This is a genomic window from Actinomadura alba (assembly GCF_014323705.1).
Lineage (GTDB): Bacteria > Actinomycetota > Actinomycetes > Streptosporangiales > Streptosporangiaceae > Actinomadura_C > Actinomadura_C alba.
The window spans coordinates 210,654-231,749 of the sequence record NZ_JABVEC010000006.1; the positions used below are offsets into that span (position 1 = coordinate 210,654).

A 21,096-nucleotide genomic window follows, 5' to 3' on the forward strand; every position below is an offset into this window, starting at 1 on the left:
GCGGACGAAGGAGGCTGGGATGATCCTGATCGCCGTTCCCGGTGAGGGCCCCGCCCGATGGTCCTGAGCCTCTACGAGGTCCCCCGGTCGGCCGCGCGGAAGGCCGGGTCCGCGCTCGACCAGACCGGCCTGCTGTTCGTCACGCTGCTCGAGGGCCTGCGGCGCACCTGGGACGTCCGCCGCTGGTGGGGCGAGTACATCGAGCAGTGCTGGTTCATCGCCCGCGTCACCAGCCTTCCGGTGCTGCTCATCGCCCTGCCGCTCGGCGCCACCATCTCCCTGCAGGTGGGCGAGATCTCCCGGCAGATCGGCGCCCAGTCGGCCACCGGCGCGGCCGTCGTCACCGCACTGGTACGGGAGGTCGCGCCGCTGGCGGCGGCCCTGCTGATCAGCGGTGCCGCCGGCTCGGCCATGACGGCCGACATGGGGGCGCGCAAGATCCGCGACGAGCTCGCCGCCATGGAGGTCATGGCGGTCAACCCGGTGCATCGCCTGGTCACGCCCCGGCTGTGGGCGGCCAGCACGGTCGGCGTCCTGCTGTGCTCGCTCATCGTGCTGTCCGGGGTCGCGGGCGGCTACTACTTCAACGTCGTCCAGCAGGGCGTCAGCCCGGGCGCCTACTTCGACGGCGCGGCCTCGCTGCTGCAGCTGTCGGATCTGCTCGTCACGCTCTTCAAGGCCTGGATCTTCGGATTCATCGCTGCGGCGGTCGCGTGCCACATGGGCATGAACTGCGCGTTCGGCCCCGTGGGGGTGGGCCGCGCGGTCAACAGGTCGGCGGTGGTCGCGTCGATCCTCGTCTTCGCGGCCAACTACGTGATCAGCATGCTGTACTACGCCCTCGTCCCCCCGAGGATCTGATGGTCGCGATCCAGCCCGCGCGCCGGCTCGGCCGGCTGGTCCGGGATCGGGCGGCCCGCGTCGCCGATGCGGCCGAGCTGCCGGTGTTCCTCGGCCGGGTCCTGTACAGCCTGGTCTTCGAGATCATCCTGCGCCGCAAGTACGGCAAGACCGTCCTGCGGCAGGTCAGCGACATCACGATCGGGGTCGGCGCCATCGTCGTCGGCGGCGGCATGGTGTTCGTGATCTTCTCGATGTCGTTCTTCACGGGCCTGCAGGTCGGCATGCAGGGCTATCCCGGCCTCCAGCGGATCGGCGTCGAGTCCTTCACCGGCCTGGTCGCCAGCTTCGCCAACGTCCGTGAGGTCACGCCCGTCATCGCCGGCGTCGCCCTCATCGCCCAGGTCGGCTCGGCCTTCACCGCCGAACTCGGCGCGATGCGCATCTCCGAGGAGATCGACGCCCTCGACGTCATGGGCATCAACTCGCTGGCCTACCTCGTGTGCACCCGCGTCGCCGCTGCCGTGATCACCCTGGTGCCGCTCTACCTGCTGTCGCTGTTCGCCAGCTTCTTCGCCACCCGCTTCATCACCACCGAGTTCTTCGGCCTGTCCCCGGGGATCTACGACTACTACTTCCATCTGTACCTGCCGCCGATCGACGTCTTCTACAGCGCGCTGAAGGTGGCGTTGTTCGCGTTCGTCATCGTCTTCATCCACTGCTACCGGGGCTACTACGCCGTCGGCGGGCCGGTCGGCGTGGGCGTGGCCACGGGCCGGGCGATCCGCGAGTCGATGGTCGCGGTCGTTCTGCTCAACCTGCTCCTGTCGTACATCTTCTGGGGCGATGGCGGAACGGTGAGGCTGACCGGATGAGCGTCTTCGACCAGTCGCTGTCGCGCAGGTCCCGTGCCGCGTTCGGCGCCATGGGCGCGGGCGTCATCGCCCTCGGCGTCTTCGCGGCCGTCGAGGGGGTGACCCCGTCGCGCTCCGGCACGTACTACACCGCGACGTTCGGACGCGCTGGTCAAGGTCTGGACGACCACTCGGACGTGAAGATCCGCGGCATCACCGTGGGCGGCGTCGAATCGGTCTCGCTGGACCGCCGGGGCCGGGCGAGCGTGCGGATCCGGGTCGAACGGGGCATCCGCGTCCCGAGGAGCACCGTCGCCGGGATCGAGCCGGTGTCGGTGTTCGGGCCGAAGGACATCGCCCTCGACCTCGGATCCGGCGAGGGCGCCGGCCCGTACCTGCGCGACGGCGCGGCGATCGCCAGGACCAGGGATCCGCGGGAACTCGCCGACGTGGCCTGGCCGGCGTACAAGCTGACCGCCGAGATCGACCCGCACGAGCTGTACACCATCGTGCACACCTTCGCCGAGGGGCTGCGCGGAAAGGGGCCGGCGCTGGGCCGCACCGTCGACAACGGCGGCAGGCTGCTCGACCAGGCCGACGGCGACCGGGCCGAGATCCGGCGGCTGCTGTCCGACGTCGAGGGCATCGGCGCCACGTTCGGAGACCGCGGTGACACCCTCGTCGGCATCACCCGCGACCTGAACGACCTGTCACCCGTCGTGACCGACCGGCCCGACAAGGTCGACCATCTGCTCGACGGGTCCGCACGGCTGGCCGGAACCGTCAGCCGGAATCTGGAGGTCCAGGGCGACGAGCTCGGCGCGCTGCTCGACAGCGGCGGCGCGGCGATCGACGCGGTCCACGCCGAGCTCAGGAACGTGCCGATCCTCATGGACGGTCTCACCGCGTACTTCGGCACGCTGGGAACGATCGTCCGGGTGCCCGGGCCGAACGGCAAGCTGCTGGCCCAGGTGGTCGCGTACCTGCCGCTCGACATCTGTAAGACGCTGATCGACCTCTGCGTGCCGCCCGGTCCCCTCGGGCGGAACGCCGGCCAGGGAGGCCCGCGATGAGCCCGCGGACCGGCCGCGGCGGGGGACACGGGCCCTCGCGCGGCGCGCTGGTGCGCTTCACCGCGTTCGCGGTGGTCACCGGGCTGCTGACGCTGTTCATCGCCGTGCAGATCACCGGTACCTCCTTCGGCGACCGCTACCGGCTCACCGGAACCTTCGACGACGTCACCGGGCTGCTCGAGGGCGATCTGGTCAAGGTGGCCGGCACCCCGGTCGGCCGGGTCACGGGCATCGGGGTGACGGACGGCCGAGCCGAGGTCACCGTGGCGGTCGACGACGGCGTACGGCTGCCCCGGGACTCCGCCATGTCGATCCGCTGGCGGAACATGATCGGCCAGCGGACGGTCTATCTGGAACCGGGGCGCAGCGCCGCCATGCTGGAACCGGGGGACCGGGTGACGCGCACCCGCTCCGTGGTGGACCTCGGCGAGCTGGTCAACGGCCTTGGGCCGCTCACCCGCAACCTCGATCCCGGCCAGCTCAACCAGCTGCTGAACGCGTTCGCCAAGGCGCTCGACGGCAACGCGGCCGACATCAACCTGCTCATCGCCAATCTGGACGGCCTCACCCGGACGTTCGCCGCCCGAAGCCGGACCATCAGCCAGATGATCAAGGATTACAGCACCGTGAGCGGCGCGCTCGCCCGGCGGGACCGGCAGATCGCGCAGAGCGTCGACAATCTCGCCGAGCTGACGGAGTTCTTCGCCGGCAACACGAGGCTCCTCGACGACGCCGTGGTCGAGATCTCCGGTGTCACCACGAACCTCAACGCGGTCCTCGGCGGCAATGAGGAGCGGCTGGGTCGTACGATCCGCAGCCTGTCCCGGTTCACCGGCACCGCGCGGGCGAACATCGACAAGCTGGAACAGGTCGTCCGGCAACTCCCGCCGGCGATGCGGGCGCTCTTCCAGACCTTCAACGGCGGTCATTTCATGCGTACGACCGCGCTGTGCGTCAACCTCGTCCAGGGCCCCTGCCCGTTCCCGATGACGTTGCCGGGGCAGCCCGCGAACGCGAACCCCGCACCGGGCGACCTCAAGAGGCTCGAATCCCTCCTGCGGGGAGGACGCTGATGGCCGGTCGCCGCAGGAACCCGTCCCGTCCGCGCCTGCCGTCGCTTCGCGACGCGAACCGGCGGGTGGTCGCCCTCGTGTCGGTCGCCGTCATCGCCGGCTCATGCGTGTTCGCCTTCGCCGCCGGACAGTTCCGGCTGTTCGAGCGCGGCTACGAGATGAGCGGGGCGTTCCGCGACACCGGCGGGCTCAGGAAGGGCGACGACGTCAGGGTCGCCGGGGTCAAGGTGGGCCGGGTGACCTCGGTCGAGGCCGATTTCGGCAGGGGACACGTGGTCATCGCCTGGAGCGTCGCGCGGGACGTACGGCTCGGCCGCGCGACCCGGGCGGACGTGCGGACCGCCACGCTGCTCGGCGGCCGCTACGTCAAGCTGTCCGGCCCGGTCGGTGCCCCCTACCTCGCGGACCTCTCGCCGGCCCGGCGGCGGATCCCGCTGGAGCGCACCAGCGTGCCCTTCACCGTCACCGACTCGCTCGACTCCGCCACGCACATCGCCGGGGCCCTCGACCACAAGGCCGTCGACAAGCTCCTTGCCGAAACGTCCAAGATCAAGATCCCGGCGCGCGAGAAGCTCGGGCAGATGCTCCGCAATCTCGACACGCTGGCCACGACGCTCAACGAGCGCGACCCGGAGATCCGGCGGCTGGTCGCCAACAGCAAGAAGATCACTGGAACCCTGGCGGCCAAGGACGCCGAGCTGATCCGGATCATCAATGCGAGCAGGACGCTCCTCGACGAGCTCGTCAAGCGCCGCAACGAGCTCGCCACGACGATCGGTGAGGGCAACCGGACCGTACGGACGCTGTCGCGGGTGATCACCACGCACAGCAAGGAGATCAACTCCATCCTCGGCGACATGCACGTGCTCACCCGGCGACTGGCCCCCAACATGGACGCGCTCAACGAGGACCTGGCGCTGCTCGGCCCGACCTTCCGCCAGGTCGCGCAGTCCAGGGGTGAGGGCCGCTGGATCGAAGGGCTGCTCACCGGGCTCGGGCCGCTGCAACCGCCCGGGCCGATCTCACAGCCGCGAGCACCCGGAGGCGGCGGATGAACGGATCGCGTGCCTTCACGGTCGCCGCCGCCATGGTCGCGGCGGTGGTCGCGGCGGCGACCGCCCTCGGCGGATGCTCCGCGCTGGAGAGCCCGCCGCACAAGGACATGACCGCGTACTTCGCCCGGGCGACCTCGTTCTACGAGAAGTCCAAGGTCAAGATCATGGGCGTCGACGTCGGCACGGTGGAGAGGATCCGGATCGACGGCGGCCGCGTCCGGGTCGACTTCACCGTGCGCGAGGACGTGCCGGTCCCGCGCGACGTCAACGCCGCCATCGTCCCGCTCAACCTCGTCGGCGAACGGAACCTCGTGCTGTCGCCGCCGTGGCGGCCCGGGCTGCCCGAGGCCGGCGACGGCACCGTGATCCCGCAGGAGCGCACCACGCTTCCGGTCGAGACCGACGACGCGCTCAAGGCGTTCACGAACGTGGCGAACGCCCTCGACCCCACCAAGGTGCGCGGCGCGCTCGGCGGGGCGGCCGACTCCTTCCGGGGCAACGGCACGGAGTTCAACTCCGCGCTGCAGCAGTCCGCCCGGCTCACCGCCAACCTGGCCGGTCAGGACGAGCAGCTGCTGGCGGTCGCGCGCAACCTGAACCGGCTGGCCGGCGCCGTCCGCGGCCGGGAGCGGACGCTCGCGTCCATGATCAGCGGCTTCTCGACCGCCACCGGGATGCTCGCGGCCGAACGCCGGGACCTCCAGCAGCTGATCAAGGCGCTGCTGGAGCTGACCACGCAGGGCACCGGCATTCTCACGAAGTACGAGGGGCAGCTCCCGGGCGACCTCGCCGTCCTGACCCGGGTCGCCCTCACGATGCGGGGGCAGAGCGAGCGGCTCGCCATGATGTTCAAGGCACTGCCAGAGGTCAGCGAGACGTTCATCAACGGCTACGACCCCGCCAAGGGGTCGCTGGTGCTGCGCTTTCCCACCGACGCCTTCCTGCGCGCCTGGTTGCAAGGGCTCAGCGGCGGCCTGCTGGATGGTTGCCCGCTGCCCCCGCCCAACTCCAACTGCCCGTGGGAGGGAGCCCGGTGACCGGGGGTGCGGTGACCGGGGGCGCGGTGACCGCGGGTGCGGTGACCGGGGGTGCGCGGCCGGCCCGGCGGTCTCGAAGCTCGCCCGGCATCGGCTCGGTGCTCGTTCCCACCGTCCTCACCTTGGTGCTCGCGCTGCTGTGCGGCTGCTCGATCCGCACGGCCGGAGCGCCGCGGGGGCGGCTCACCCTGACCGCGACCTTCGACGACGTACAGAACCTGGTGACCGGCCACAGCGTGCAACTCGCCGACGTCAAGGTGGGCACGGTCACCGGCGTACGGCTGGAGGGCCACCGGGCGAAGGTCACGATGTCGGTCAAGGACGGCGTCCGGATCCCCCAGGGCACCTCGGCCGAGATCGCGGTGACGTCACTGCTCGGTGAGAACTTCGTGCGGCTCACGCTGCCCCCGGGCGGTGACCTCTCCAAGGGGCCGTTCCTGGCCGACGGCGCCAAGATCACGAAAACCCGGGTGCAGCCCTCGTTCGAGCAGGTCGTCGGCCAGGCCGGGCCGATCATCAGCGCCCTCGCCAACAACGACCTCGCCACCGTCGTGGACGCGGGCGCCACCGCCTTCGGGGGCAAGGGGGACCGGCTCAACGCCATGGTCGGCACCTCCAGCCGGCTGCTCGCCCTGTTCGCCGGACAGCGGCAGGAGCTCGGCGTGGCGGTCGACCGATTCGCCCGGCTCGGCCGCGAGCTCGCCAAGGGCGAGGACGAGTTCGCGCAGGCGCCCGAGCAGCTCGAGAAGACCACCTGGGCGCTGAAGCAGAACAAGGACAAGGCCCTGCGCACGATCCGGGAGCTCACCAGGCTGGCCCGGCTGATGAATGACAAGGTTCTGGAAGGCCGGGTGGTGCGGCTCCGCACCATGCTGCGCCGGCTCGACCCGGTGCTCAAGACGCTCGGCGACAACCGGGCCCGGCTCACCGCCCTGCTCGAGCAGGTGGTGAACTTCGAGGCCAAGGTTCCCCGAGCCGTGTACGACGGGCAGCTGCTGCTCTACCCGCTGCTCCGGCTGGTCCTCCCGAACGGGAGCACCATCCCGGGCGGCGGATCGCCCGGAACCGGTGCGACCGGCGGCACCGGCCGCACCGGGGACGAGCTGCGGCTGCCGCTGCCCGCGCCGGGAACGGATCAGCGGCCCCCGCGTGAGCGCGTTCCCGAGGGCATCCGGGACGTACTGCCCGACCTCGACGACCTGCTCGGGGGCGGCCGATGAACCGGCGCATCCTCGTCAACCTCGCCGCCTTCGCCGCGCTGGCCGGTGTCCTGGTCGTCTGGGCGATCCAGAACGTCGTGCGGTTCGACTTCATCGAGCGCCCCTACCGGCTCACCGCGGAGTTCTCCTCCTCACCCGGCCTGCATCCGGGTTTCGAGGTCGCCTACCTGGGCGTGCGCGTGGGCAAGGTCAGCTCGGTGGAGCTCGAGGGGAACAAGGTCGTGGCCCGGCTGGACATCGACCGGGGGGTCACGATCCCGCGGAGCGTGACGGCGGCGGCCGCCCGGAAGTCGGCGGTGGGCGAGCCCTACATCGAGCTCACCCCGGCCGCCGGTCAGGGCCGGGCGCCCGCCCTGAGCCCCGGTTCCGTCATCCCGGTGTCGCGCACCTCCGTCCCGCAGTCGTACGGCGAGCTGTTCGGGGCGGTGAACAGGGCGCTGAGCGCCGTCGATCCCGAGGACGCGGGCACGCTGGTGCACGAGCTGTCCGTCGGCTGGGACGGGCGGTCGGAGTCACTGCGCGAGCTCATCGACGGCGGCGACCAGCTCACCGGTACGTTCGCGGCCAACCCGGAGCTGATCGACGGGTTGACCAGGGACCTCACCACGATCACGAACGTCGTCGCGCGGCACCGGGGCGAGCTCGGCGAGGGCATCGACGACCTGGCCGCGCTGACCGCCGCGCTGCGGGAGGTGCGCACCGAGCTCACCGCCCTCCGGGACCGGGGACCCGGTTTCGTCGACCGGGCCGACCGGCTCCTCGGCAGGGCCGAGGCGGACTACTACTGCGCCGTCGACGCGCTCGGCACCACGCTGCCCAGGCTGCTCACGCCGGAGGCACTGGGGGACCTGCGGCACACCCTCGCCCTCGCCCCGGATCTGGTGGAGGCGCTCAACGGCGTGCTCGGCACCGACCAGGGCCAGGCCGTGCTCAACGTCGTCTTCATCATCACGACCAGGCAGAAGGCGGCGCTGGAGTACAAGAGCCCGCTGCCGCAGCCCAAGGTCGCGAAGATCCCATCCTGCCCGGACGGCCGGAACCCGGGTCTGGTGAAGCAGCGGGCTCCCGCGACAGGGGACCCGTCCGCGTATTCGCAGGCCGCCGCCGTCCGGAAGGTCACCCAGCCCGGAGACGCCGTGAACACAGGGAAGAACGCCGCTTCGGAGACTCCCGCCGGGCCGCCGGCTTGGCTAGTGTACGTCCCCCCGCTGCTCGCCCTGCTGGTGCTGATCAAGGTCATGGCGGGCGCGCTCCCGCTGCTGCCGAGACGACGCCGCAGACAGTGACGACCCACCCCAAGGAGATCCACGTGACCTCGAAGACCACCAAGGGGCAAGCCGCCGCCGAGGACATCGAGGAGCCCGGTGACGTCGCGACCGAGGGGTCGGGAGACGAGGCGGCGAAGGGCGCCCCGGCGTCCTCTCCCACGCCGAAGAAGCGAGTCCGCCGGGTACGGGTCATCGAGGTCATCGACGACGAGGACGTCGACGAGGATCTCGGGGACGTGCTGAACGCACTGGACGACGCCGACAGAGCCAACAGGACCGACAGGGCTGACCGGGCGGACGATGATGACGAGGCCGACGAGGCCGAACCGCCGGCCGGGAGGTCCCTTTCGCGGTCCGACGCTGCGGATGATGACGAAGCCCCCGGCGAACGCGCCGAACGGCGGGCACAGCGGACACACCGCGACCGCGACGCGGACCGGCTCGCCGGTCCGCGCGCCGTGCTCGCCTCGCCGCGGCTCACCACCGGGCTCGTCGTGGTGCTGGTCGCGGCGCTGGCGGCGCTGGCCGTCTGGCAGTGGCGCGCGGCGGCGACCCGCGCCGAGGCGGAGGCCGAGCGCCGCGACGTGGCCAAGGTCGCCGGGGAGTACGGCAACGTCGTGTTCTCCTACACGCCCGGCACCGCGCAAGCCTCGATCGACCGCAACCTGAAGCTCATCGGCGGCGACCTCCTCGCCAACTACCGGCAGACGACCGCGGCCAACCTCCCGGCGTTCTTCACCAAGAACCCGGAGGTCTCCATGACCTCGAAGATCAAGGGAGTCTTCGTCGGCGACGTCAACGGCAAGCTCGCCACGGCGGTCATCCTGCTCGACGTACGGCTGCAGACCCCCCAGGGCGCCAACGACGCGCCCAACACCCTGCTCCGGCTGTCGCTGTCCAAGGAGGACGACGGCTGGAAGGTCACGGAGCAGAAGGCCTCCGGTGACGCCGAGGGAGCCGCTTCAGGCGGTGCCGGCCAGTTGCCGGGCCTGACCGGCAATGGTGCGTCTCCATCGCCCGGCACCGGAGAAGACTCCAGGGAGAAGAAGGACTGAAGCAGCCCCCGGTCGTCTCAGAGGTAACGGGCGGCGGGTGACTCGGTCGGGGCGTCGGCTCCGGTGGTGCCGCCCGGGCCCTTGGGGACACCGTCGTCGACGTCGGCGGGGGCGTTGATGGTGACGCGGTGCATCTTGCGGCGCTGGGTGTAGTCGGCGACCGCGTAGTGCTGCGTGGGCCGGTTGTCCCAGAAGGCGAGCGTTCCCACGCGCCAGTTCAGCCGGACCTGGAACTCCGGCGAGCGTACGGCGTCGTACAGCAGCGGCAGGATCGCCTCGTTCTCGCGGTAGGACAGGCCGACGAGGCGGGTGACCGAGCTGCGGTTGACGTACAGCGCCTTGCGTCCGGTCTCGGGGTGGACGCGCACCACCGGGTGAACGGCGGGCGGGTTCTTCTCCTGCATCGCCCGCAGGTCCATCCGGTGGCCCTTCACGATCGCCTTCGACACCGACATGGTCAGGTCGTGCTCGGCGTACAGCTCATCGCAGAGGCGCTGGATCGAGGGGTGCAGCGACTCGTACGCGAGGTACATGTTGGCCCAGTTCGTGTCCCCGCCCACGTCGGGCAGGATCACCGCGCGTAGCAGTGACCCCATCGGGGGCGTCCGCATGAAGGTGTTGTCGCTGTGCCACTGGTCGCCGCCCTCGCCCTTGGGCTCGGTCTGGTCGAGGACGTGCACGGCGCTGCCCGAGGTGTCCATGGGCGGAAGGTTCGCGGTCCCGAACAGCTTGGCGAACCGGACGTGCTCCTCATCGCTGATGTGCTGGTCGCGGAAGAAGAGGACGAGATGGTCCAGCAGACCCTGCCGTACTGTCGCGACCTGCTCTTCGTCCAGGGGTTTGGCGAGGTCGACCCCGGTCACCTCGGCCCCGATGCGGCGGGTCACGGGCTTGAATTCGATCAAGGGAGCCTCCGTCCACCAAAAACAAGCAATCGCTAGGTTGACAGTAGCCGATCGGGGTGGCGGTCTGTCCAGCCTCGGGCCGCGCCGGTGTCAGGGCCGGGACAGGGCGAAGCGACCCTGGTGCGGTGTCGGGCTCGGTCAGTGCGAGTAGAACTCGACGACCAGCTGCTCTTCGCAGATGACCGGAACCTCCGAGCGCTCCGGAATCCTGATCAGCCGGGCGGCGAGGGTGTCGGGCCTCACCTCCAGGTAGGGCGGGTGCAGTTCCGCGTACGCACCCGTGGCGGCCACCTGGAACGGTGTCATCGCCCGGCTCTTCTCGGCGATCGTGATGATGTCGCCGGGGCGCAGCCGACACGAGGGCTTGTCGACCCGGCGACCGTTCACGAGCACGTGACGGTGCACGACGAACTGCCGGGCCTGGTAGATCGTGCGAGCGAAGCCGGCCCGCAGGACGAGCGAGTCGAGGCGGGTCTCCAGATCCGCGATGAGCTCCTCGCCGGTCTTGCCGGACTTCTTGGCGGCCCGGGCGAAGGCATTGCGCATCTGTGCCTCGCGGATGTCGTACTGCGCGCGCAGTCGCTGCTTCTCGCGCAGCCGGACCTTGTAGTCCGACTCCTGCTTGCGCGCCCGGCCGTGCACGCCCGGAGGGTAGGGCCGGCGCTCGAAGTACGGCACGCTCTTGGGGGTCAGGGGAAGGCCGAGCGCCCGGGACAGTCGCACTTTGGGACGGGATCTGTTCATGGTGTTCCCCTAGTCGTAGCCTCTGATTTAGGTAAGCCTAACCAAAGGAGAAATCTGGGTCGACCGACGACGCCGGGTGGTCAATGCTCCCCATACCCACTGAATCGCCCATCGTGGCGGCTCTGGCCGGTGAGTTCGACCTGCCCGCGACCGGAGCCTGCGCGGACGGAGGAGAGCGCCGGATAGTCCACGTATCCGGTGCCGTCTCCGCCGTAGAAGAGGTCGGGGATCGGTTCGTTGAGCGGCGCTCCGGCGGCGAACCGGGCGGGCAGGTCCGGGTTGGCGATGAAGAGCCGGCCGTACGACACCATGTCGGCCAGCCCCGCCTCGACCAGGTGCTCGCCGGCCTGCCGGGTCATCGGCCGCGGCCCGTTGAAGTTGGCGATCAGCATTCCGGGCCAGCGCGGCCGCAGGTCGGCGAGAGCGCAGTAGCGACCACGCTCGATGATGTGCAGGTAGGCCGGTCCGAGCGGCCGGAGGGCGTCGAGCAGCGCGCGGTAGTCGCCCTGCGGGTCCCGCTCGGCGATGTCGTTCTCCGGGTTGTCCGGTGAGATCCGCAGGCCCACCCGGTCGGCGCCGACCGCGTCGATGACCGCCTCGACCACCTCGATCGCGAAGCGCAGCCGGCCGGTGCGCGAGCCGCCGTGACGGTCCGCGCGGCGGTTGGTGTTGTCCGCGATGAACTGCTGGATCAGGTACCCGTTGGCACCGTGCACCTCGACCCCGTCGAAGCCGGCCCGGATCGCGTTGCGCGCCTCGGCGGCGAAGGCCTCGATCGTCTCCACGATCTCCGCTCCCGTCATCGCTCTGGGGGTGACATAGTCGCGCCGGCCCTCGGCGGTGTGGACGGTTCCGGGCGGCCGCACCGCCGAGGGGGCCACCGGCGGCCGTCCGCCCGGCTGCGCGAGCGGGTGGCTGAGCCGGCCGACGTGCCACAGCTGCGCGAAGATCCGTCCACCGGCGGCGTGCACGGCCGACGTGACCGCGCGCCAGCCCGCCACCTGCTCGTCGGTGGCCAGGCCGGGAATGCCGGGGCCGCCCTTGCCGGTCGGCGACGGCCAGATCCCCTCGCTGACGATCAGCCCGGCGGTGGCGCGTTGCGAGTAGTACGTCGCGGCGAGCGGGTGCGGGACGCCGGTCCGGTCGTCGGCCCTGCCCCGCGTCACGGGAGCCATCGCGATCCGGTTGGGCGCTCTCAGCGGGCCTTCGGTGTACGGGCGCAGAAGTGGACTGGACACGCGCGTCTCCCTGTTCGAGTGATTGCTTGTGCATGCATATGTTGGCTCTGCATATATGCTGGTGTCAAGGAGGAACCGCGATGGCGATGGAAACACAGGCGTGGGGCCGGTTCGTGGCACTCCACGCCCGGGTGGAGAACGACCTGGCCAGGGCGTTGCAGCGACGGCACGGCATCGGGCTGTCCGAGTTCCGTGCGCTGAGCCGGCTGGCCGAGGCCGAGGACGGTGAGCTGCGGATGCAGGAGCTGGCCGAGCTCATCGGGCTCAACCAGAGTTCGGTGTCCCGGCTGGTGGTCCGGCTCGAGTCGGCGGGGCTGACCCGGCGGGACATGTGCCCGGACGACCGGCGCGGTGTCTACACGGTCATCACCGACGAGGGCCGCGCCCGGCGGGCCGACGCGGATCCGACGTACGAGCGGACGCTGAGGGAGTCGCTCGACCAGGCGGCGACGGACCACCGTCTCGGTGACCTCGTCGCCGCCCTGCGGAGCTGACGGGCGGGTAGCCGCCGCGCCGTCAGCCGGCCTTGGTCAGGGCCTGCTCGAGGTCCGACCAGATGTCCTCCGGGTGCTCGATGCCGACCGCGATGCGTACGGTCCCTTCGCCGATCCCCGCGGCCGCGAGCATGGCGGCGTCCAGTTTCCGGTGCGAGGTGCTCGCCGGATGCATCACCAGCGTCTTCACATCGCCGAGCGACGCCGCGAGCGAGGCGAGCCGTACCGCCTCTATGAACGTACGGCCCGCCGCGCGGCCACCGGCGAGGTCGAACGAGAGAACGCCGCCGGAGCCGGACAGGATCCGCCGTCCGATCTCATGGCCTGGATGCGACGGCAGCCCGGGGTAGTGCACCGCCGCCACGGCGGGGTGGGCGGACAGCCGTTCGGCGAGCGTCTGCGCGTTGGAGCAGTGCCGCTCCATCCTCAGCGACAGGGTCGCCATCCCGCGCAGGATCAGCCACGCCGCGAACGGATCGGCCGTCGCCCCGAGTTCGGTCCCGCTGTCCCACACCTCGCGGAGCAGCCCGGCGTCGGCGAAGACGGCGACGCCGGCGAGGACGTCGGCGTGCCCGCTCAGGTACTTCGTGGCCGAGTGCACCACGACGTCCGCGCCGTACTCGATCGGCCGGCACAGCAGGGGAGTGGCGAAGGTGTTGTCCACCACGCTCACGACCCCCGGCGCGGCGGCGATCAGCGCGGGAAGGTCGACCACCTGGGTGGTCGGGTTGGCGATCGTCTCCAGGTAGAGGATCCGGGTCCGCGGCCGCAGCGCGGCGCGCACCTCCTCGGGATCGTCACCGGACACGTACGTCACCTCGACGCCCCACCGGTCGGTCAGCTCCCGCAGCGTCGTGTGCGTGCCGCCGTAGAGGCATCGCTGGGCGATGACGTGGTCGCCGGTCCGCAACAGGCCGCGCAGCACGGTGTTGATGGCGCCCATCCCGGACCCGGCCGCCAGCGCGCCCGCACCGCCCTCGAGATCGGCCACCGCGTCCTCGAGGGCGCGCACGGTCGGGTTGGCCAGCCGGCTGTAGATGAACCCGCCACGCGCGTGCACGCCCTCGCCGTCCCCCTCGGCCGCGCCCGCGGGCGGACCGTCGAAGGCGGCGGCCATCTCATCGGCGTCGTCGAAGGCGAACACGCCGCCCTGGTACAGGGGGACGTTAAGGGCCCTGCTGCCGGAGGGCAGTGGAATCGGCACGTGGATGGCACGCGTTTCGCGGTGATGCTGGGTCATGGGACAAGCCTGCTCGGCACCGGGCCGACTTTACAGGGCCAATTCGGGGCATTGGCCCGCTGGGGTGCCGGCCGTGGCCTGCTCAGAGGTAGAAACCCGTCGCACCGGCCGGCTCTTGGGCGGGCTGGTGCCGCTCGCCCTTGCGCAGCGCGACCAGCTCGGCCAACGTGGCCCCTTCGGCGCCGATCTGGTGAGCCGCCTCGGAGCCGGACCCGGAGCCGGAGCCGGACCCGGAACCGGAACCGCCCGCGTCGCGCAGCCACGCGATGGCCTCGGCCTGCGAGAGCCGGCCCACCTCGATCTGGGCGAGGCAGCGCCCGGGCCGGATGACCGCCGGATGCAGCCGGGTGAGGTCCTCGTTGGTGGTGATCACCACCAGTACGTCCCGGCCCTGCCCGAGCATTCCGTCGGTGAGGTTGAGCAGCCGGGACAGCCCCTGCCCAGTGGACTGCTTCGCCTCGCCGCGGATCAGTTCGTCACAGTCCTCGAGGATGAGCAGCCGCCAGCGGCGCTTCTCCTCGTCGTCGTCATCGGTCCCGACGGCGACCTGCATGAGATAGCCGGAGTCGCCGAACAGCACCTCGGGATCGAGCACGCAGTCGGCCTGGCACCAGTCCAGCCACGCGCGTGCCAGCGCGCGGAGCGCCGTCGTCTTCCCGGTGCCGGGCGGGCCGTGCAGCAGCAGAAGCCGGCCGGACACCTCGTCGCGCGTCATGGCCATCACCCGGTCGAGGATCTCGGTCACCTCGGCCGTGTAGTTGCCCCGGATCTCCCCCCAGGTGTCGGCGGAGATCACCCGCTCCCTGCGGACCGAGCCGTGCGGCGTCATGTGCCAGAAGCCCATCTGTACCTGGGTCTCGTCGGGCACGGGCGGCTTGGTGGCGTCCCTGACCGTCTCGCCGAGGACCTCGGTGGCGAGCGCGTCGCTGACCGCGGACACCGCGACGTAGGCCGTGCCGTCCTTCCACCGGTTGGTCAGCAGCGTCCAGCCGTCGCCCTGGGCCAGGACGGAGTGCTTGCCCTCCTCGTGCGCGACCCGGAGCAGCCGGGCGGCCGCCGGCAGGAGCGCGGCGTCGGGGAGCACGTGTTCCAGCCGGGTGGAACGAGACCAGGGCTGCTCGCCGGAGGCGAACGGCCGCAGTGAGAGCACGTCCATCACGTCGGCCGGCGAGTTGTTGTCGTTGAGGTTCAGCAGGATCGCCGGGGCGGTCTCCGCAGCGGTGGGCTCGGTTGTCTCGACGAGATGCAATACCTCCTGCTGCGTGTTCTGTGCAGTGGCCATGCCGTCGATGATCAGGGCCGCCCGCCGGTCGCGTCCACCGAATTACCTGATTGCGGCCTCCGCGCCGGAACCCGCTCGGTGCGCGGATCACGCCGAGCGGCGGATCTCCTTGTCCTGGCGGTCCAGCTCGGCCGCCTCTTCCGGGGTCGGCGCCGATCCGCCCAGATAGGCGGGCTGCCACCAGGTCTCGTCGCCCTTGGGCACGTCGGGGTACTCGCGCTGCGCCTTCTCCAGCAGTTCTGTCATGCGGTCGCGCAGTTCCTTGGTGAGCTTCTCGAAGTCGTCGCCGCGTTTGGGATGCATCGGCTCGCCCACGAGGATCGTGACGGCCACCTTGCGCTGGAAGAGGCGGCGCGGCCGCCCCTTGGTCCACAGCCGCTGACCGCCCCACACCGCCATCGGGATCATCGGCACATCGGCGGCGGCCGCCATCCGGAGCGCACCGCTCTTGATGTCCTTGACGGTGAAGGACCGGCTGATCGTGGCCTCGGCGAACACGCCGATGACCTCGCCGCCCTTGAGGGCGTTCAGGGCGGCGCGGTAGGACGAGGCACCGGCGTTCCGGTCGACCGGGATGTGATGCATTCCGCGCATGAGCGGGCCGGAGATCTTGTTGTCGAAGACCTCCTTCTTCGCCATGAACCGGACCAGCCGCCTGGACGGATGGGCCCCGAAACCGGCGAAGATGAAGTCGAGATAGCTGACGTGGTTGCTGACGAGCACCGCGCCACCGGTGCGGGGCACCTGCTCGGCGCCCTCGACCCGGAACCGCAGCCCCATGAGACGGAACAGGGTGCGCGCCGTCGCGATCACCGGTGGATATACGAACTCGCTCATAGCGGAACCGTAGCCTAGGTGACGTCGCGGGAACACGAGCGCGGCGTGCTCGAGGGGGAAGGAGGGGCGGCCGTGCGGGTGATGCTCAGTGCCGACATGGAAGGTGCCACGGGGGTCACCGCGCCCGCCGACGTAGAGCCGGGCACCGAGGAGTGGCGGCGGTTCCGCCGCATGCTCACCGGTGACGTCAACGCGGCCGTCGACGGCCTCTACGCCGGCGGTGCCACGGAGGTCGTGGTCAACGAGGCGCACGCCACGCAGCGCAACGTGCTCATCGAGGAGCTCGACCCCCGAGCTTCAATGATCACCGGCCGGCACAAGCCGCTGGCCATGATGCAGGGCGTTCAGGACGCCGACGCCGTTGTGTTCCTCGGCTACCACACCGGGGCGGGGGAGCGCGGCGTGCTCGCGCACACCTATGTCTGGTCGGGCCTGCAGCAGCTGCGGATCAATGGTGCCCCCGCGAGTGAGGGGCGGATGAACGCTCTGCTCGCGGCGGAGCTCGGCGTGCCGGTCGTCCTGGTCACCGGCGACGATCTGACCTGTGCCGAGGCGGAGTCGTACGCGCCGGACGCCGAGCGGGTGACCGTGAAGTTCTGCGTCAGCCGGTACGCCGCGCGGTGCCTGGCGCCGTCGCGGACGGCCGCGCTCATCCGCGAGGCGGCCGAGCGCGCTCTGCCGGCGGCGGCCGGCCGGGTGCCGCCGCGGCCCGACGGACCCTTCCGCTTCGACGTCGACCTGAGCGCCACGCACCTCGCCGAGTTCGTCACGGTGATTCCCGGTGTCGAGCTCACCGCCCCGCGCACGGTGACCTACACGCTGCCCACCATGATCGAGGCCGTGCGCTGCTTCCGTGCGGTCACCACCATCGTCGGCGCCGCCAAGGAGACCGTCTTCGACTGAGCGTCTTGTCTCAGGCGACCAGGCGGGCGATCAACGGTCTGTCATGTTTCGGTAGCTCACGGAGTCCCCGACGCACGATGAGAACCGCTTCGATGAGCGCACAGGCGCGAGCCGTCTCAGCAGCCAGATGATCTACTTCGCCAAGTTTCGCGGCGGTGAGCCATGCCGAGACCTCGGCCCATGAATAGAGGCTGGCGCGCGGACGCTCCACCTTGGGTTCAGGGAAGCCTCCAGGGCCCCTCTCACCTGCGATCCAGTAGCGGGCCGACGCAGTGGTGACTCCCGCTCGCTCGGCGATGTCGTCAATGGTGACCCGGTCCTCGGCAATGCCGGCCACGACCATCCCTGCTGATTCCACGTCGTCGATGGCCGACACGATGGCTTGTACGGCGTCGTCGGCTGGACGGGAGAACATGATCGTCCCCCCTCGGCGGTCGGCCTGTACGGTGGCGTCGATGCCCTCTCGTGCAGTGAGAAGTGCCCCCAGGCTCTCGATGTGCGCGTCTGTGACGGGTCCGGCGACCTCGAGATCGAACCAGTAGACGTTCACGAGAGTTGCTCCTCCTCTTCGTGCGGGCATCGTCTCAGCGCTCGCCGGATCTTGAGTGCTTCATGCTCCGGCACCCTTGGCGACCCGTAGACCGTCAACGGTGGACAGCATGCCGAGCTGCCTGGGCAATAAGCCCGCGCATAGGCATGGGCCTGTGCGCCCGATAACCGTACGCGCCAGCCCGCCACCTCTAACTCGCGGACCGCGGCAAGGATCTCTTTGGCCGGCATGTTAGCTAGTCTGCAACAGATGTTGTGTTGGTCGCAACACTAGGAAGTGTGCAGGTGGCGATGAGCGTCTTCACGGCAATGGGGCGTCGGCGAGGATCTTCAGCTCTTCGAGGGCGTCGCGCAGGTAGTCGATCAGGTCCCAGCTGCCGGGCACCAGCTCGGGGCAGGCGACGATGCCGATGTCGAGGCTGCCGTTGTAGGAGAACACGGTGATGTTGATGCCGCCGGTCAGATCGCTGATGACCGACGCCGGGTGATAGGCGAGCACCCGCGCGCCGCAGATGTACAGGGGAACCTGCGGCCCAGGGACGTTCGAGACCATCAGGTTCACCGGCTGGACGAACGCGGGAGCGACCTGCAGGGCCATCCGGGTGGCCATCGCGGAGAACGCGCCAGGGACCATGCCGCTGAGCTGCTCGAACCAGTCGCCGGCCGACGTGGAGACGAACCGCCGCTTGACGGTGGCCATGGTGGAGTGCACCGCTTCGAAACGTTCGGCCGGATCGGCGATGTGCGTCGGCAGCGGAGCGATCATGGCCGACAGGCGGTTGGCGCGGTCGCGCGCGGCGGCGCCCCTGCGCATCGACACCGGCACCGCGGCGACGAGCGGCTGCTCCGGCAGCGCGTCGCGCTTGTCCAGCCAGCGGCGCAACGCGGTGGTGCACATCGCCATGACGATGTCGTTCACGCTCGCTCCGAGCTCGCGCCGCAACCGCCGGATGTCGCGCAGCGGCACGGACCCGAAGGCGAAGGTCCGGCGGGCCCCGATGGGGCCGTTGAAGGGCGTGTGCGGCGGAATCAGCCGCGCCAGCCTGGGCGGGCTGTCGCGCCGCAGCATGCTGTGGGCGGCGCGCGCCACGAGGTCGGCGCCCGGATACTGCCCGAGGACGGGGATCTGGTCGAGGTACGGAGCGGTGCGCGCGATCGAGCGCGCCGCGTGGAGCGGGTGCAGGGCGGCCTTGGCGAGCCCGAGGCCGAGCATCCGCACGGGGCCCGGCGGCCGCTCCGGCTCCTGCGGCTCGTCCGACTCCTCGGGGGCGGGCACCGGCCGCGGCGTCGGGCCGACGTCGAGGAGCGCCGTGAGCAGCTCGGCGGCGAGCACGCCGTCGATGGCCGCGTGGTGCACCTTGGCGAACAGGGCGACCCGGCCGCCATGGAGCCCCTGCACGAGGTACAGCTCCCAGAGCGGGCGTCGCCGGTCGAGCGGGCGCTCGTGCAGGCGCGCGATCTCCGCGCCGAGCTGCAGGTCGGTGCCCGGGGCGGGCAGGCCCACCTCGTGGACGTGCCAGGAGGGATCGAAATCGGTGTCCTCGACCCAGTAGGGCCGGTCGATGCCGAGAGGCGCCGCCGACAGCTTCCGGCGCAGCGGCCTGGCCAGATGAGAGCGCTGCCGTACGAGTTCGACCACGACCTCGCGGGTGAGCACGCCGCCTGGACACTCCGTCGGATCAACGATCCCGAGCCCGCCGATATGGGCGACGGTCCGCCCGCTCTCGACATGCAGGAAGTTGGTGTCCACTGCGGTCAGTTGGCTCATGTGAGGCCCCCACGGCACGTAAGCGCATAAGCGATCCTCACCACGAATTACGTGGTACCCAACAGTAGGTCAATGGAGATGGTGAGGAAGTAACCCGCACTTAACGGCACGTTGACATGGGCAAGTGCACCCGGGACGTCCGTCTTGTCACTAAACTGAATGCCCATGGCGGGACGTTCACTACATGAAATCGTTGAAGCCGGCTGGGCCACGGCACTCGAACCGGTCGCCGGGCGGATCGCCACGATGGGCGACTTCCTGCGCGCCGAGGTGGCAGCCGGGCGCCGCTATCTGCCCGCCGGTCCCCATGTGCTGCGGGCGTTCCAACAGCCCTTCGCCGATGTCCGGGTCCTGATCGTCGGCCAGGACCCCTACCCGACGCCCGGCCACCCGGTGGGGCTCAGTTTCTCCGTCGCCCCTGACGTGCGGCCCCTGCCGGGCAGCCTCGTGAACATCTTCCGGGAGTACTCCGAGGACCTCGGCCATCCGCTGCCGAGCACCGGCGATCTCACCCCCTGGACCGAGCGCGGTGTGCTGCTGCTCAACCGCGCGCTCACCGTCGCGCCGCGCAAGCCCGCCTCGCACCGCGGCAAGGGCTGGGAGGAGATCACCGAGCAGGCGATACGCGCGCTCGCCGCGCGCGAAACGCCGCTCGTCGCGATTCTGTGGGGCCGTGACGCCCGGAACCTCCGCCCGCTGCTGCAAGGCGTGCCCTGTATCGAGTCGGCGCACCCCAGCCCGATGTCGGCCGACCGCGGCTTCTTCCGCTCCCGCCCGTTCAGCAGGGCCGGCCGGTCGCTCGAGGAGCAGGGCGCCCGGCCGATCGACTGGAAGCTGCCCTGACCCGGTCAGAGACAGGCGTCGAAGGCCCGGCGGAACAACTCCAGTGAGCGGCGGATCGCCGCCTCGACCTGCTCGTGCTCGTCCTCGCGAGCGGTGAGTTTGATCAGCTCCAGGGCCTCGCGGGGATGGGCGTCGTCGTACTCCGCGTGCTCGACGAGCCACATGAGGGCGTGCTTGTCCTCACCGCAGCGGCGCTTGAAGGCGGGCAGTACCAGGCGGGTCCACTCACCGGTGACGCCCTCGATGGCGTAGTTGATGGCGCCGAACGCCTCGGCGAGCGAGCCGCGGTAGGCCATCGACCACAGGAACTCGTAAAGAGCGCCCACCTCGGGGCCCGGCCGGTGGGCGACCATCTCCTCGTACGGGATGCCCAGTGCGGCTGCCCAGTCGATGTACCACTGCGCGTGCAGCGCCTCAGTGCGGATGTTACCGATCAGCCAGTCGCGGGCCAGGATGTCGCCCGGTCGCTGCCCGAACGTGGTCCTCGCGAGGTAGGCGCCCATGTACTTCGGGAACGCCTCGATGACGCAGAAGAACTCCGGCAGGGACGTCCGCCAGGCGCCCTCGGGGAACGGCTCCTGTGCGGTCGCCGCGAACAGAGGAGATTTCAGGACACCGTTCCACTCCGGCGCGATGTTGGCGATCATGGTCTCGACCCACTCGGGATGAGGGGTCTCGGACAGGTCCTCCTTCACAGCCCGGTGGTACTGGGTGCGAGATGGCGGTCGAGTCGCAGTGCTCATCGGTGTGCGCTCCTAGGTGGATGGCCCTACCCCGATTTCCTCCGTGCGATGGATTAGAGTATCGGCACGCTGGGC

The 21,096-nt window shown here is 70.4% G+C and carries 21 protein-coding genes; 12 read left to right on the forward strand and 9 right to left on the reverse strand.

Annotated features, from left to right (window positions below):
- Nucleotides 1-57: 57 nt before the first annotated feature.
- The 9 genes from HKK74_RS11005 to HKK74_RS11045 are packed head-to-tail and all read left to right on the forward strand — an operon-like array spanning nucleotide 58 to nucleotide 9,475.
- Nucleotides 58-861, forward strand: a complete 804-nt coding sequence (locus HKK74_RS11005; protein WP_187243031.1) for an MlaE family ABC transporter permease — start codon at nucleotides 58-60, stop codon at nucleotides 859-861.
- Complete coding sequence (locus tag HKK74_RS11010) at nucleotides 861-1,715, forward strand: ABC transporter permease (protein WP_187243032.1); 855 nt, start codon at nucleotides 861-863, stop codon at nucleotides 1,713-1,715. The genes HKK74_RS11005 and HKK74_RS11010 overlap by 1 nt, the downstream gene beginning before the upstream one ends.
- Entirely contained in the window at nucleotides 1,712-2,767 is a 1,056-nt protein-coding gene (locus HKK74_RS11015) for an MCE family protein (protein ID WP_187243033.1), read from the forward strand. Before HKK74_RS11010 ends, HKK74_RS11015 begins: the two co-directional genes overlap by 4 nt.
- Complete coding sequence (locus HKK74_RS11020; RefSeq protein ID WP_187243034.1) at nucleotides 2,764-3,840, forward strand: MCE family protein; 1,077 nt, start codon at nucleotides 2,764-2,766, stop codon at nucleotides 3,838-3,840. The genes HKK74_RS11015 and HKK74_RS11020 overlap by 4 nt, the downstream gene beginning before the upstream one ends.
- A complete protein-coding gene (locus HKK74_RS11025) occupies nucleotides 3,840-4,895 on the forward strand; it encodes an MCE family protein (RefSeq protein ID WP_187243035.1) in 1,056 nt (351 codons plus the stop codon). Before HKK74_RS11020 ends, HKK74_RS11025 begins: the two co-directional genes overlap by 1 nt.
- The gene (locus HKK74_RS11030; RefSeq protein WP_187243036.1) at nucleotides 4,892-5,932 is read left to right on the forward strand and encodes an MCE family protein; all 1,041 of its coding nucleotides are present in this window, start codon (nucleotides 4,892-4,894) and stop codon (nucleotides 5,930-5,932) included. The genes HKK74_RS11025 and HKK74_RS11030 overlap by 4 nt, the downstream gene beginning before the upstream one ends.
- Nucleotides 5,929-7,152: an MCE family protein gene (locus HKK74_RS11035; RefSeq protein WP_312881408.1), complete on the forward strand. Its 1,224-nt coding sequence runs from the start codon at nucleotides 5,929-5,931 to the stop codon at nucleotides 7,150-7,152. Before HKK74_RS11030 ends, HKK74_RS11035 begins: the two co-directional genes overlap by 4 nt.
- On the forward strand, nucleotides 7,149-8,438 hold the full coding sequence (locus HKK74_RS11040; protein ID WP_187243037.1) for an MCE family protein: 1,290 nt from the start codon (nucleotides 7,149-7,151) through the stop codon (nucleotides 8,436-8,438). The genes HKK74_RS11035 and HKK74_RS11040 overlap by 4 nt, the downstream gene beginning before the upstream one ends.
- A 23-nt stretch (nucleotides 8,439-8,461) precedes the next feature.
- Complete coding sequence (locus tag HKK74_RS11045; RefSeq protein ID WP_187243038.1) at nucleotides 8,462-9,475, forward strand: hypothetical protein; 1,014 nt, start codon at nucleotides 8,462-8,464, stop codon at nucleotides 9,473-9,475.
- A gap of 17 nt (nucleotides 9,476-9,492) precedes the next feature.
- Here HKK74_RS11045 and HKK74_RS11050 read toward each other — a convergent pair whose 3' ends face one another.
- The 3 genes from HKK74_RS11050 to HKK74_RS11060 form a co-directional block, all read right to left on the reverse strand.
- Nucleotides 9,493-10,380, reverse strand: coding sequence for a TauD/TfdA dioxygenase family protein (locus HKK74_RS11050; protein ID WP_187243039.1), 888 nt, complete (start codon nucleotides 10,378-10,380; stop codon nucleotides 9,493-9,495).
- 138 nt (nucleotides 10,381-10,518) lie between these two features.
- A complete protein-coding gene (gene rpsD, locus HKK74_RS11055; protein WP_187243040.1) occupies nucleotides 10,519-11,124 on the reverse strand; it encodes a 30S ribosomal protein S4 in 606 nt (201 codons plus the stop codon).
- 80 nt (nucleotides 11,125-11,204) lie between these two features.
- The gene (locus HKK74_RS11060) at nucleotides 11,205-12,362 is read right to left on the reverse strand and encodes an alkene reductase (protein ID WP_187243041.1); all 1,158 of its coding nucleotides are present in this window, start codon (nucleotides 12,360-12,362) and stop codon (nucleotides 11,205-11,207) included.
- Between the two features lie 80 nt (nucleotides 12,363-12,442).
- Here HKK74_RS11060 and HKK74_RS11065 point away from each other — a divergent pair, with 80 nt between their 5' ends.
- A complete protein-coding gene (locus HKK74_RS11065) occupies nucleotides 12,443-12,856 on the forward strand; it encodes a MarR family winged helix-turn-helix transcriptional regulator (protein ID WP_187243042.1) in 414 nt (137 codons plus the stop codon).
- A 22-nt stretch (nucleotides 12,857-12,878) separates the two neighbouring features.
- Here HKK74_RS11065 and HKK74_RS11070 read toward each other — a convergent pair whose 3' ends face one another.
- From HKK74_RS11070 to HKK74_RS11080, 3 genes are all read right to left on the reverse strand, one after another.
- Nucleotides 12,879-14,096, reverse strand: coding sequence for a trans-sulfuration enzyme family protein (locus HKK74_RS11070; protein WP_187243043.1), 1,218 nt, complete (start codon nucleotides 14,094-14,096; stop codon nucleotides 12,879-12,881).
- Between the two features lie 82 nt (nucleotides 14,097-14,178).
- On the reverse strand, nucleotides 14,179-15,378 hold the full coding sequence (locus HKK74_RS11075) for a DUF5925 domain-containing protein (protein ID WP_187243044.1): 1,200 nt from the start codon (nucleotides 15,376-15,378) through the stop codon (nucleotides 14,179-14,181).
- Between the two features lie 87 nt (nucleotides 15,379-15,465).
- Complete coding sequence (locus HKK74_RS11080; RefSeq protein ID WP_187243045.1) at nucleotides 15,466-16,215, reverse strand: lysophospholipid acyltransferase family protein; 750 nt, start codon at nucleotides 16,213-16,215, stop codon at nucleotides 15,466-15,468.
- A 72-nt stretch (nucleotides 16,216-16,287) separates the two neighbouring features.
- On the opposite strand from HKK74_RS11080, the gene HKK74_RS11085 reads away from it, so the two are divergent.
- Nucleotides 16,288-17,118 carry a M55 family metallopeptidase gene (locus tag HKK74_RS11085; protein ID WP_187243104.1) on the forward strand — a complete coding sequence of 277 codons (831 nt, stop codon included), beginning with the start codon at nucleotides 16,288-16,290 and terminating at the stop codon, nucleotides 17,116-17,118.
- 10 nt (nucleotides 17,119-17,128) lie between these two features.
- On the opposite strand, the gene HKK74_RS11090 is transcribed toward HKK74_RS11085, so the two are convergent.
- Both HKK74_RS11090 and HKK74_RS11095 read right to left on the reverse strand, forming a co-directional pair.
- Nucleotides 17,129-17,668 (reverse strand): hypothetical protein, encoded by a 540-nt coding sequence (locus HKK74_RS11090; RefSeq protein ID WP_187243046.1) that lies wholly within the window; start codon nucleotides 17,666-17,668, stop codon nucleotides 17,129-17,131.
- A gap of 300 nt (nucleotides 17,669-17,968) precedes the next feature.
- Entirely contained in the window at nucleotides 17,969-19,435 is a 1,467-nt protein-coding gene (locus HKK74_RS11095) for a WS/DGAT/MGAT family O-acyltransferase (protein ID WP_187243047.1), read from the reverse strand.
- Between the two features lie 165 nt (nucleotides 19,436-19,600).
- Between HKK74_RS11095 and HKK74_RS11100 the strand changes: the two genes are divergently transcribed.
- Nucleotides 19,601-20,278, forward strand: coding sequence for a uracil-DNA glycosylase (locus HKK74_RS11100; RefSeq protein ID WP_187243048.1), 678 nt, complete (start codon nucleotides 19,601-19,603; stop codon nucleotides 20,276-20,278).
- Between the two features lie 5 nt (nucleotides 20,279-20,283).
- Here the strand turns inward: HKK74_RS11100 and HKK74_RS11105 are convergent, their stop codons facing one another.
- Entirely contained in the window at nucleotides 20,284-20,973 is a 690-nt protein-coding gene (locus HKK74_RS11105) for an iron-containing redox enzyme family protein (RefSeq protein WP_222722134.1), read from the reverse strand.
- Nucleotides 20,974-21,096 lie beyond the last annotated feature (123 nt).

Coding starts and splice junctions, on each gene's coding strand:
- HKK74_RS11025 (WP_187243035.1), top strand. CDS start 3,840: ATGGCCGGTCGCCGCAGGAACCCGTCCCGTCCGCGCCTGCCGTCGCTT.
- HKK74_RS11095 (WP_187243047.1), bottom strand. CDS start 19,435: ATGAGCCAACTGACCGCAGTGGACACCAACTTCCTGCATGTCGAGAGC.
- HKK74_RS11010 (WP_187243032.1), top strand. CDS start 861: ATGGTCGCGATCCAGCCCGCGCGCCGGCTCGGCCGGCTGGTCCGGGAT.
- HKK74_RS11040 (WP_187243037.1), top strand. CDS start 7,149: ATGAACCGGCGCATCCTCGTCAACCTCGCCGCCTTCGCCGCGCTGGCC.
- rpsD (WP_187243040.1), bottom strand. CDS start 11,124: ATGAACAGATCCCGTCCCAAAGTGCGACTGTCCCGGGCGCTCGGCCTT.
- HKK74_RS11100 (WP_187243048.1), top strand. CDS start 19,601: ATGGCGGGACGTTCACTACATGAAATCGTTGAAGCCGGCTGGGCCACG.
- HKK74_RS11030 (WP_187243036.1), top strand. CDS start 4,892: ATGAACGGATCGCGTGCCTTCACGGTCGCCGCCGCCATGGTCGCGGCG.
- HKK74_RS11065 (WP_187243042.1), top strand. CDS start 12,443: ATGGCGATGGAAACACAGGCGTGGGGCCGGTTCGTGGCACTCCACGCC.
- HKK74_RS11015 (WP_187243033.1), top strand. CDS start 1,712: ATGAGCGTCTTCGACCAGTCGCTGTCGCGCAGGTCCCGTGCCGCGTTC.
- HKK74_RS11075 (WP_187243044.1), bottom strand. CDS start 15,378: ATGGCCACTGCACAGAACACGCAGCAGGAGGTATTGCATCTCGTCGAG.
- HKK74_RS11005 (WP_187243031.1), top strand. CDS start 58: ATGGTCCTGAGCCTCTACGAGGTCCCCCGGTCGGCCGCGCGGAAGGCC.
- HKK74_RS11070 (WP_187243043.1), bottom strand. CDS start 14,096: ATGACCCAGCATCACCGCGAAACGCGTGCCATCCACGTGCCGATTCCA.
- HKK74_RS11020 (WP_187243034.1), top strand. CDS start 2,764: ATGAGCCCGCGGACCGGCCGCGGCGGGGGACACGGGCCCTCGCGCGGC.
- HKK74_RS11080 (WP_187243045.1), bottom strand. CDS start 16,215: ATGAGCGAGTTCGTATATCCACCGGTGATCGCGACGGCGCGCACCCTG.